6 protein-coding genes are annotated in these 11,776 nt (G+C 67.5%); 5 read left to right on the top strand and 1 reads right to left on the bottom strand.

Features of this window, described 5'->3' with window-relative positions; all coding sequences use genetic code 11:
• Positions 1 to 2: 2 nt before the first annotated feature.
• On the top strand, positions 3 to 3,173 hold the full coding sequence (locus LN450_RS14045; protein ID WP_011347809.1) for a multidrug efflux RND transporter permease subunit: 3,171 nt from the start codon (positions 3 to 5) through the stop codon (positions 3,171 to 3,173).
• Between the two features lie 345 nt (positions 3,174 to 3,518).
• Here the strand turns inward: LN450_RS14045 and LN450_RS14040 are convergent, their stop codons facing one another.
• Entirely contained in the window at positions 3,519 to 4,517 is a 999-nt protein-coding gene (locus tag LN450_RS14040) for a LacI family DNA-binding transcriptional regulator (protein ID WP_008571279.1), read from the bottom strand.
• Between the two features lie 161 nt (positions 4,518 to 4,678).
• Here LN450_RS14040 and ptsP point away from each other — a divergent pair, with 161 nt between their 5' ends.
• The 4 genes from ptsP to LN450_RS14020 all read left to right on the top strand — a co-directional run bounded on the left by ptsP (position 4,679) and on the right by LN450_RS14020 (position 11,493).
• Positions 4,679 to 7,195: a phosphoenolpyruvate--protein phosphotransferase gene (gene ptsP, locus LN450_RS14035; RefSeq protein ID WP_039417159.1), complete on the top strand. Its 2,517-nt coding sequence runs from the start codon at positions 4,679 to 4,681 to the stop codon at positions 7,193 to 7,195.
• Complete coding sequence (gene pfkB / locus LN450_RS14030; protein ID WP_011347812.1) at positions 7,192 to 8,148, top strand: 1-phosphofructokinase; 957 nt, start codon at positions 7,192 to 7,194, stop codon at positions 8,146 to 8,148. Before ptsP ends, pfkB begins: the two co-directional genes overlap by 4 nt.
• A 153-nt stretch (positions 8,149 to 8,301) precedes the next feature.
• Entirely contained in the window at positions 8,302 to 10,044 is a 1,743-nt protein-coding gene (locus tag LN450_RS14025; RefSeq protein ID WP_011347813.1) for a PTS fructose transporter subunit IIC, read from the top strand.
• Positions 10,045 to 10,215: 171 nt separating this feature from the next.
• Positions 10,216 to 11,493: a carbohydrate porin gene (locus tag LN450_RS14020; RefSeq protein WP_011347814.1), complete on the top strand. Its 1,278-nt coding sequence runs from the start codon at positions 10,216 to 10,218 to the stop codon at positions 11,491 to 11,493.
• Positions 11,494 to 11,776 lie beyond the last annotated feature (283 nt).

The raw sequence follows: 11,776 nt of genomic DNA, 5'->3' as shown, positions 1-11,776 counted from the left end.
ACATGCCTAAGTTTTTTATCGAACACCCGGTCTTTGCGTGGGTGGTGGCGATCCTGATCTCGCTTGCGGGCGTGATCTCGATCCTGAATCTGGGTATCGAGTCGTACCCGACGATCGCCCCGCCGCAGGTCACCGTCACCGCCAACTTCCCCGGCGCCAGCGCCGACACCGCCGAAAAGGCAGTGACCCAGGTCATCGAACAGCAGCTCACCGGCATCGACCACCTGCTGTACTTCAACTCGTCCTCGGCCGCCAACGGCCGCGTGACCATCACCCTGACCTTCGAAACCGGCACCGACGCGGATATCGCGCAGGTGCAGGTGCAGAACAAGGTGTCGCTGGCCACGCCGCGCCTGCCCTCGGAAGTGACCCAGCAGGGCGTGGTGGTGGCCAAGGCCAACGCCGGCTTCCTGATGGTGGCCGCACTGCGCTCGGACAACCCCTCGATCGACCGCGACGCGCTCAACGACATCGTCGGTTCGCGCGTGCTCGAGCAGATCTCGCGCGTGCCCGGCGTGGGCAGCACCAACCAGTTCGGCGCCGAGTACGCGATGAACATCTGGTTGAACCCGGAGAAACTGCAGGGCTACAACCTGTCGGCGACCCAGGTGCTGACCGCGGTGCGTAACCAGAACGTGCAGTTCGCTGCCGGTTCGGTGGGCGCCGACCCGACCCCGGAAGGCATCAGCTTCACTGCCACGGTGTCGGCGGAAGGCCGCTTCAGCTCGCCCGAGCAGTTCGAAAACATCATCCTGCGTACCGACAACAATGGCGCCACCGTGCGTTTGAAAGACGTCGCACGCGTCACCGTCGGGCCGAGCAACTACGGCTTCGACACCCAGTACAACGGCAAGCCCACCGGCGCCTTCGGTATCCAGCTGTTGCCGGGTGCCAATGCATTGAACGTGTCCGAGGCGGTGGGCGCCAAGCTCGACGAACTGCAGCCGACCTTCCCGCAGGGCGTGACCTGGTTTGCGCCGTACGAATCGACCACCTTCGTGCGCATCTCCATCGAGGAAGTGATCCACACGCTGGTGGAAGCCATCGTGCTGGTGTTCCTGGTGATGCTGCTGTTCCTGCAGAACTTCCGCGCCACCGTGATTCCCACGCTGGTGATTCCGGTCGCGCTGCTGGGCACGTTCTTCGGCATGTACATGATCGGCTTCACCATCAACCAGTTGACGCTGTTTGCGATGGTGCTGGCGATCGGCATCGTGGTGGACGATGCGATCGTGGTGATCGAGAACGTCGAACGCATCATGAGCGAGGAGCACCTGGAGCCCAAGGCGGCCACCCAGAAGGCGATGACCCAGATCACCGGCGCGGTGGTGGCCATCACCGTGGTGCTGGCAGCGGTGTTCATCCCCTCCTCGCTGCAGCCCGGCGCCTCGGGTGCGATCTACAAGCAGTTCGCGTTGACCATCGCCATGTCGATGGGTTTCTCTGCGTTCCTGGCGTTGAGCTTCACCCCGGCGCTGTGCGGCGCGTTCCTCAAGTCGACCCACTCGACCAAGAAGAACTGGGTCTACCGCACCTTCGACAAGTACTACGACAAGCTGGCGCATCGCTATGTCGGCGTGGTGGGCCATACCCTCAAGCGCTCGCCGCCATGGATGATCGCGTTCGTGGCGCTGGTGGTGCTGTGCGGCTTCCTGTTCACGCGCATGCCGGGCAGCTTCCTGCCGGAAGAAGACCAGGGCTTTGCCGTGGCCATCGTGCAGCTGCCGCCGGGCGCGACCAAGATCCGCACCAACGAGGCGTTCGCGCAAATGCGTGCGGTGCTGGAGAAGCAGCCGGCCGTGGAAGGCATGCTGCAGATCGCCGGCTTCAGCTTCCTGGGCTCGGGCGAAAACGTCGGTATGGGCTTCATCCGGCTCAAGCCATGGGAAGAACGCGACGTCACTGCCGAGCAGTTGATCCAGCAACTCAATGGCGCCTTCTACGGCATCAAGGGCGCGCAGATCTTCGTGGTCAACCTGCCCACCGTGCAGGGCCTGGGGCAGTTCGGCGGCTTCGACATGTGGCTGCAGGACCGTTCCGGTGCCGGCCAGGAAGCGCTGATCAATGCGCGCAACATCGTGCTCGGCAAGGCGGCGGAGAAGCAGGACACCCTGGTCGGCGTGCGTCCGAACGGCCTGGAAAACTCGCCGCAGCTGCAGTTGCACGTGGACCGCGTGCAGGCGCAATCGATGGGCCTGGATGTCAGCGATATCTATAGCTCGATCCAGCTGATGCTGGCGCCGGTGTACGTCAACGACTACTTCGCCGAGGGCCGCATCAAGCGCGTCAACATGCGTGCCGACGATCAGTTCCGCGCCGGCCCCGAGTCGCTGCGCAACTTCTTTACCCCCAGCGCCACGGCCACCGGTGCCGACGGTCAGCCGGCCATGATCCCGCTGAGCAACGTGGTCAAGGCCGAGTGGAACTACGCCTCGCCGGCCCTGAACCGCTACAACGGCTATTCGGCCGTGAACATCGTCGGCAACCCGGCTCCGGGCGGCAGTTCCGGCCAGGCGATGAGCGCGATGGAAGATATCGTCAACAACGATCTGCCGCCGGGCTTCGGTTTCGACTGGAGCGGCATGTCCTACCAGGAAATCATCGCCGGTAATGCGGCCACGCTGCTGCTGGCGTTGTCGGTGGTGGTGGTGTTCCTGTGCCTGGCCGCGCTTTACGAGAGCTGGTCGATTCCGGTGGCGGTGCTGCTGGTGGTGCCGATCGGCGTGCTGGGCGCGATCACCTTCTCGATGCTGCGCGGGTTGCCGAACGATCTGTACTTCAAGATCGGCATGATCACGGTGATTGGTCTGGCGGCCAAGAACGCGATCTTGATCGTGGAATTCGCAGTGGAGCAGCGTGCGGCGGGCAAGACCCTGCGCGAGGCCACGCTGGAAGCGGCGCACCTGCGCTTCCGCCCGATCCTGATGACCTCGTTCGCGTTCATCCTGGGTGTGTTGCCGCTGGCGATCTCCACCGGTGCCGGCGCCAACTCGCGTCACTCCATCGGTACCGGCGTGATCGGCGGCATGGTGTTCGCCACCGTGCTCGGCGTGATCTTCATCCCGCTGTTCTTCGTGGTGGTGCGCCGCATGCTGGGCGACAAGCTGGACGAGCAGTCCAAGGAATATCTGGCCGTGCAGAACGATGGCGGAACCCACCGCCCGGATCGCTGAGTCAGGCAGTCGTTGCAAACAAAAAGCCCCGGCACTGCCGGGGCTTTTTTTGTGCGTCACCGGTGGAAACCATTGCGAATCCGCCCCTTGTAGGAGCGCACCGGAGCGCGAACGCACTACCGAAAACGCCCGTCGCGCCCAGGTGCGCTCCTACGAGGCGGCGATGTCGGCAGGTTGCAATGATCGGCGCAAGGGGCCTGAACAATCACGGCAAGTGACACCTCCGGTTCGCCGGCATCGCGCAGGTCCGCAATCCACGGCAGACGGCCCTCTTTGTAGGAGCGCACTCGGGCGCGAACGCATTCCCGTCAAACCCACCGCACCCAACAGACCCTCGCCGCCGCTCTACACCACGCCCGGCATACGCGCAGCAGTCGACCCACGCACCACGCAACGTCCAGTCATGACCAAGCGGCGGATCGGCAATTGCCGATTGCTTAACCGTTCCAGCAGCAGCGACATCGCCGCCCGGCCCATGTCTTCCACCGGCTGCTCGACCACAGTGATACCCGGCTCGACCAGATCGGTCCAGCGCTCGTTGTCGAACCCGGCCAGGGCCAGATCCTGCGGCAGGCGCAGGCCGGCGGTGCGTGCAGCCTTCAGTGCGCCCATCAGCAGCAGGCTGTTACTGGTCACGATGGCCTCGGGCCGCTGGTCGTTGGCCAGCCATGCACCCAACTCGGCAATCGCCGCCTCGGCGGTGGGCGCCACTTCGCGGTAATCCGGCTGCAGCCCCTGCGCGCGCATCGCGGCCAGGTAACCATCGCGGCGCTCGGCCGCCGTGGTGCTGGTGCTGCCGAACAGCCCGCCGATGCGCCGGTAGCCCTGCGCCTGCAGATGCGCCACCAGCTCGGCCATGGCCGCGCCGTTATCCAGCACCACACTGTCGTAGCGGCTGCCGGGGCCGGCGCGATCCACCAGCACGGTGGGGTAATCCAGCGCCAGCTCGTGCATGCGCCCCACCGTGACCCGGGTCGGCGCAAAAATCAGCCCGGTGATGCGTTCTTCCTGCATCAACTCCAGGTATAGCGCCTCTCGCTCGGGATCTTCATCGGTATTGCACAGCGTCACGCGCATACCGGCCCTGTAGGCGACCTCTTCCACCGCACGGATCAGCGCCGTGAAGTACGGGTTGCGGATGTCGGCCACGATCACCCCCAGGATGCCGGATTGCTGGGATCGCAATCGCCGCGCCATCAGGTTGGGCCGATAGCCGGTCTGGCGCACCGCCGCTTCCACCTTGGCACGCACTTCCTCGCTGACCGGGCCGCTGCCCAGCGCGCGCGACACCGTGGACTTGGACACTCCGGCCACGCGGGCCACGTCATTGATGCTGATACTCACTGGGACCGTTCCCGCTCCATTTTGCGCACCCTGACCCAGGCGCGGTGCCGGTCTTGATGCTAACCCGAAAGCACTACAGCGTTTTTGTGCACCGCACATTGACCTGGATCGTGGGAACGTTCCCACTATACTTCCCAGCCCGACCTCATCCGGAGCCCGCCTTGTCCTCTCCGTCGCCCGCCCCCGTCACCCCCGACCTTGTGTGCCTGCGCGCCTCTGCCCGCGACAAGGACGACGCCATCGCCCAGGCCGCCCAGTTGCTGGTCGCGGCCGGCTGCGTCGCGCCGGGCTACGACGCCAGCATGCGGCGGCGCGAAGGCCTGGCCAATACCTTCCTGGGCCACGGCCTGGCGATCCCGCACGGCGTCGGCGAAGACCGCCACCTAGTGCGCCGCGACGGCATCGCGGTGCTGCAGCTCACCGATGGCGTGGAATGGAACCCCGGCCAGATCACCCGGCTGGTGGTCGGCATCGCCGCGCAGTCCGATACCCACATCACCCTGCTGCGCCGGCTGACCCGGTTGATCCAGGACCCGGCCCAGCTCGAAACGCTGTTCAGCACCGACGACCCCGGCGTGATCGTCGCCGCGCTCACCGGCGACCGCGCGCCCGAGACCAATGCCGCGCCGGCCACCGATCTGGCCGAAACATTCGAGTGGACCATCGCCTACCCCAGCGGCCTGCATGCGCGCCCGGCCACCCGCTGGGCCGAAACCGCACGCGGCTTCTCGGCCCGTGCGCAGGTGCGCGCCGGCGACCAGGCCGCCGATGCCAAGAGCCTGGTCGGCTTGCTGCAGTTGGGCCTGCGTGCCGGCGACAGCATCACCGTCTCGGCCGAAGGCAGCGACGCAGCGGAACTGCTCAGGCGCCTGCGCGCCGTCATGGACAGCCTGACCGCGCAGGAAAAGGCCGATGCCGAGCGTGCCGCGCAGCGCCGCGCCGCCCCGGTGGCCGGCTGGACGCCGCCGCAGGCGCAGCCGGCCATCGTCGGCATCGGCGCCAGCCCGGGCGTGGCGATCGGCATCGTGCACCGCCTGCGCGCCGCGCAGACCGAGGTCGCCGATCAACCGGTCGGCCTGGGCGATGGCGGCGCATTGCTGCACGACGCACTGACCCGCACCCGCCAGCAACTGGCGGCAATCCAGGACGACACCCAGCGCCGGCTCGGCGCCTCGGACGCGGCCATCTTCAAGGCCCAGGCCGAACTGCTCAACGACACCGACCTGATCACCCGCACCTGCCAGCTGATGGTCGAAGGCCACGGTGTGGCGTGGTCGTGGCACCAGGCGGTGGAACAGATCGCTTCCGGCCTGGCCGCCCTCGGCAACCCGGTGCTGGCCGGCCGCGCGGCCGATCTGCGCGATGTCGGCCGCCGCGTGCTGGCCCAGCTCGACCCGGCCGCCGCCGGCGCCGGACTCACCGACCTGCCCGAGCAGCCGTGCATCCTGCTCGCCGGCGACCTGTCGCCTTCGGACACCGCCAACCTGGACACCGCGCGCGTGCTCGGCCTGGCCACCGCGCAGGGCGGGCCGACCTCGCACACCGCCATCCTGTCGCGCACGCTCGGCCTGCCGGCACTGGTCGCGGCCGGCGGCCAGCTGCTGGAGATCGAAGACGGCGTCACCGCCATCATCGACGGCAGCAGCGGGCGCCTGTACATCGACCCGTCCGAGCAGGATCTGGATGCGGCCCGCACCCATATCGCCGAGCAGCAGGCCATCCGCGAGCGCGAAGCCGCGCAGCGCGCGTTGCCGGCCGAAACCACCGACGGCCACCACATCGACATCGGCGCCAACGTCAACCTGCCCGACCAGGTCGCGATGGCGCTGACCCAGGGCGCCGAAGGCGTTGGCCTGATGCGCACCGAATTCCTGTTCCTGGAAAGCGGCCGCACGCCCAGCGAAGACGAACAACATGCCACCTACCTGGCGATGGCGCAGGCGCTGGATGGCCGCCCGCTGATCGTGCGTGCGCTGGATATCGGCGGCGACAAGCAAGTGGCGCATCTGGAATTGCCCCACGAAGAAAACCCGTTCCTCGGCGTGCGCGGCGCGCGCCTGCTGCTGCGTCGCCCCGACCTGCTGGAGCCGCAACTGCGTGCGCTGTATCGCGCCGCCAAGGACGGGGCGCGGCTGTCGATCATGTTCCCCATGATCACCTCGGTGCCGGAACTGGTGGCGCTGCGCGCCATCTGCGCACGCCTCCGCGCCGACCTCGACGCACCGGAGGTGCCGATCGGCATCATGATCGAAGTGCCGGCCGCCGCCGCGCAGGCCGACGTGCTGGCGCGCCACGCAGACTTCTTCTCGATCGGCACCAACGACCTCACCCAGTACGTGCTGGCGATCGACCGCCAGAATCCGGAACTGGCCGCCGAAGCCGACAGCCTGCACCCGGCGGTGCTGCGCATGATCCGCAGCACCATTGACGGTGCGCGCAAGCACGATCGCTGGGTCGGCGTCTGCGGCGGCCTGGCCGGCGATGCGTTCGGCGCCAGCCTGCTGGCCGGCCTGGGCGTGCAGGAATTGTCGATGACGCCCAACGACATCCCGGCGGTCAAGGCACGCCTGCGCGGCGCCGCGTTGAGCCAGCTGCAACACCTCGCCGAACAGGCGCTGGCCTGCGAAACCGCCGAACAGGTGCGCGCATTGGAAGCCAAGCGCGAGGACAAGGCATGAGCCTGCAGGCCATCACCGTCACGCTGAACCCGGCGATCGACCAGACCATCCAGCTCGAACACCTGCAGCCGGGCGCCGTGCACCGCGCCAGCAGCGTGCGCAACGATGCCGGCGGCAAGGGCATCAATGTGGCCGCGTGCCTGGCCGACTGGGGCAGCCAGGTTGCCGCGCTGGGCGTGCTCGGGGTCGGCAACGCCGGCGTGTTCGAAGCCCTGTTCCGCGAACGCGGCATTGCCGATCACTGCCAGCGCGTGGCCGGCGAAACCCGCACCAATCTCAAGCTGGTCGACGCGCGCAGCAACGACACCACCGACATCAACCTGCCCGGCCTGCGCTTGGGGCCTGCGCACCTGCAAGGCGTGGCCGACCATCTCGCCCCCCTGCTGCGCCCCGGCCTGCCGGTGGTGCTGTCGGGCAGCCTGCCGGCCGGGCTGCCGGACGACAGCTGGGCGCAACTGCAGGCCCAGGCCAGCGCGGCCGGTGCGCGCGTGCTGCTGGACACCAGTGGCATGCCGCTGGTGAGAGCGCTGGAAGCCGCGCGCCAGGCGCTGCCGTACGCGGTCAAGCCCAATCGCGACGAACTCGCAGCCTGGACCGGCCGCCCGTTGAACGATCGCGGCGCACTCAGCGCCGCCGCGCACGAACTGATCGCCCGCGGCATCCAGCTGGTGGTCATTTCGATGGGCACCGAAGGCGCCCTGTTCGTGCAACGCGACCAGCGGCTGATCGCCCGCCCGCCACGCCTGGCGCACGGCAGCAGCGTGGGTGCGGGCGATGCGATGGTGGCCGGCCTGGCCGCCGCCTCGCTCGATGCCGCGACCACGCTGGAGCAGTGCGCACGGCTGGCCACGGCGTTTTCGATGTGCCGGCTGGAAAGCGGCGACGCGCGCCGGATTACGCCAGAGGGCGTGCGCCGCGCCGCAACCGAGGTCGTGATCGAAATGCTGTCATGAGCCGCCATTGGCCACTGCCGATGCATGCACCCAGGCGGCCGTCGGGCCGGCAGTTGCATGCCGCGGCAGATCGCGCGCGTCACCGCCACGCATAACGCTTGAAATTCCCCCCGCCGACAACACCGGCGACCGCAACACAGCAGGAGTTTTGCCATGTCCTCTTCCATCGTGGTCATCGCCGCTGGCGAACGCAGTACCGAAGCCGTCCTGGCGGCCGAAGCGCTGCGCCGCGCGGCCACTGCCGCCGGCCGTCGCGTGACGATCGAAATCCGCAGCGACCAGGGCGTGCTTGGCGCCTTGCCGGGCGAACTCGCCAGCAATGCCGCCCAGGTCCTGGTGGTCGGCGACGCCGAGGCCGACACCACCCGCTTTGGCGATGCGCAACTGGTGCGCCTGAGCCTGGGCGCGGTGCTGGACGACCCAGCCGCTGCGATCGGCAAGCTGGCCGCACACGCCGACCCGGCCGTCGCCGGCAATCCCGGTGGCACCGCTAGCGGCAACAAGCGCATCGTGGCCATCACCTCCTGCCCTACCGGCATCGCGCACACCTTCATGGCCGCCGAAGGCCTGCAGCAGGCCGCCAAGAAACTCGGCTACCAGATGCGGGTGGAAACCCAGGGCTCGGTGGGTGCGCAGGACGCGCTCACCGACGACGAAATCCGTGCAGCAGACGTGGTCATCATCGCGGCCGACCGCGAAGTGGATCTGGCCCGCTTCGGCGGCAAGCGCGTGTTCAAGAGCGGCACCAAGCCGGCGATCAACGATGGCCCGGCGCTGATCAACAAGGCGCTGGCCGACGCCAGCGTGCAGGGCGGCGCCACACCTGCCACCGGCACCGCTGCCAGCGGCACCGCGAACAAGGGCACCGGCCGCACTGGCGCCTACAAGCACCTGATGACCGGCGTCTCGTTCATGCTGCCGTTCGTCACTGCCGGCGGCCTGCTGATTGCTTTGGCATTTGCCCTCGGCGGCATCTACGCCGGCGACGATGCGCACCAGGGCACGCTGGCCTGGTCGCTGTTCCAGATTGGCGCCAAGGCCGGCTTCACCCTGATGGTGCCGGCCCTGGCCGGTTACATCGCCTACTCCATCGCCGACCGCCCCGGCATCGCGCCCGGCATGATCGGCGGCCTGGTCGCGGCCAATCTCAATGCCGGTTTCCTCGGCGGGATCATTGCCGGCTTCATCGCCGGCTATGGCGTGGCGGCGCTCAACCGCTACATCAAGCTGCCGCGCAACCTGGAAGGCCTCAAGCCGGTGCTGATCCTGCCGGTGCTGGGCACCCTGCTGGTCGGGCTGGCGATGATGTACGTGTTCGGCCAGCCGGTGGCCGACCTGCTGGCCTGGCTCACCGCCTGGCTGCGCGGCATGCAGGGCAGCAGCGCCTTGCTGCTGGGCCTGCTGCTCGGCGGCATGATGGCCTTCGACATGGGCGGGCCGGTCAACAAGGCGGCCTATGCGTTCTCCACCGGCCTGATCGCCAGCCAGGTGTACACCCCGATGGCCGCTGCCATGGTGGCCGGCATGACCCCGCCGCTGGGCATCGCGCTGGCGACCTGGGTGTTCCGCAACCGCTTCACCGTGGAAGAGCGCGGCTCGGCCACTGCCGCCGGCGTACTCGGGCTGGCCTTCGTGACCGAGGGCGCCATCCCGTACGCTGCGCGCGACCCGTTGCGCACCATCCCGGCGCTGGTGATCGGCTCGGCCGTGGCCGGCGCCATCTCGATGACCGCCGGTGCCGAATTGAAGGCACCCCACGGCGGCATCTTCGTGCTGCTGATCCCCAACGCCGTCACCCACCTGCTCAACTACGTGCTGGCCCTGGTGGTCGGTGTGGTGGTCACGGCCATCGCGCTGCGCCTGCTCAAGAAGCCGGTGACCGACGTCGTTGCCTGAGGCACCTCCGGCGGCATGGACCTGCCGCCGCACCTGACGCGCCCGAGTTTTCCCGCGCGCCCCTGACCTGCTTCACCGCTGCGCGCACCCAGGTGCGCTGCCAGCGGCTTGCCCACCCATGTGTTGTCGCGTTCGCCACCACGGCCACGCCCTTTTGTCCGGAGTCCTGCCATGACCGCCCTCGCCCCCCGCCGTGCCCGCCCCCGCCTGCTGTGCCTGTCGCTGACCTTGGCACTGACCCCGCTCGCCCACGCGCAGGATGCCGCCGATGCCTTCAAGCTCAAGCTGGGCTACACCGGCGAAGCCGCTTCGATGATCGATGGCGGCCGCAAAAGCGGCGACGCCTATGCCGGCCAGTTGATGGTCGGCACCGATGTCGACATGGACCGCCTGTTCGGCTGGAACGGCGCCACGGTGAAGTTGTACGTCAGCAACCGCCACGGCACCAACCTGGCCAACAGCAGCATCGGCAACAGCACCTCGGTGCAGGAAATCTACGGCGGCCAGGGCACGCGCCTGCCCAACTTCACCCTGCTGCAGAAACTTTTCAACGACCGTCTGGAACTGGAAGCCGGCCGCAGCGTGGCCAACATCCACTTCCTGGGCTCGGACCTGTGCCAGTACTTCCAGGGCAACTCGGCCTGCGGCAACCCCACCTTCGTGTTCCGCACCAGCAACTTCACTTACTGGCCGGTCTCCAGCTGGGCCGCGCATGCCACCGCCTGGGTCACACCGAAGGTGTATCTGCATGTCGGCGCCTACGAGGTCAACCCCATCCAGGCGCAGGACGGCCAGCACGGCCTGAACTGGAGCACCAACGACACCACCGGCGTGGTCGTGCCCTATGCCGTTGGCTACAAGAACAAGGGTGGCGACGGCAGCATGGCCGCCATGTACGAACTGGGCGGCTGGCAGGACAACTCCGACTACACCGACCCGCTGCGCGACCGCAACGGCAACCCGGCCGTGCTCAGCGGCCTGGGCTACGAGAACAAGCAGGGCCGCTCGGGCATGTTCGCCCGCTTCGAGCAGCAGGTGACCAACCCCGACCCGTCGGGTACGCGCGGTCTCACCGTCTTCGGCGCCATGCTCAAGAGCACCGGCGGCCAAGCCATCGAAGACCATTTCATCCAGCTCGGCCTGGTGCAGAAAGGTACCTTCGCCAGCCGCCCGCAGGACAACATCGCTTTCGTGATCACCCAGCAGAAATACAGCGACGAAGCGATCGAAAACCTGCGCCTGGCCCGCGCCTCCGCCGGCGGCACCGGCACCCCCGCCGACAACCAGATCATGATGGAGCTCAGCTACGGCATCCAGGTCACCAAGCGCCTGCGCATCGCCCCGAACCTGCACTACGTGATCAACCCCGACCAGTTCAACGAACCGACCCGCACCAACGATCTGAAGAACGCATTGATTGCGGGCATGCGGATCGACTGGAATCTGTGACCCGAAGAGAGCTGCGCGCGTTGCGCGCATGCTTGGCCTTTACCATTGCCTGAAGTGGGTGGTGGGTGCGTTGCATTTGACTGAAGTGCAACGCATTGCGTCGATTAGGTTGGATTGGGCATTTGCCGAATTTGGCCAATGAGTTCGATGAGCCGCTTAGGCGCGACTGCACGCGATGTGGCTTTGTCGGCCGCCCCTGTCGCGCGCAAGCCAGTGGCTGTAATGACAACGTCACATCATTGCGAATCTGATGTTGCTCGCAGATTGATCGCTCTGTATTGCC

The organism is Xanthomonas euvesicatoria pv. euvesicatoria, assembly GCF_020880415.1.
GTDB classification, from domain to species: Bacteria; Pseudomonadota; Gammaproteobacteria; order Xanthomonadales; family Xanthomonadaceae; genus Xanthomonas; species Xanthomonas euvesicatoria.
The sequence above is the reverse complement of the archived record's forward strand: the minus strand, read 5'-3'. Positions and strand labels throughout refer to the sequence as shown.

Coding starts and splice junctions, on each gene's coding strand:
- LN450_RS14045 (WP_011347809.1), top strand. CDS start 3: ATGCCTAAGTTTTTTATCGAACACCCGGTCTTTGCGTGGGTGGTGGCG.
- pfkB (WP_011347812.1), top strand. CDS start 7,192: ATGAGCCTGCAGGCCATCACCGTCACGCTGAACCCGGCGATCGACCAG.
- LN450_RS14025 (WP_011347813.1), top strand. CDS start 8,302: ATGTCCTCTTCCATCGTGGTCATCGCCGCTGGCGAACGCAGTACCGAA.
- LN450_RS14020 (WP_011347814.1), top strand. CDS start 10,216: ATGACCGCCCTCGCCCCCCGCCGTGCCCGCCCCCGCCTGCTGTGCCTG.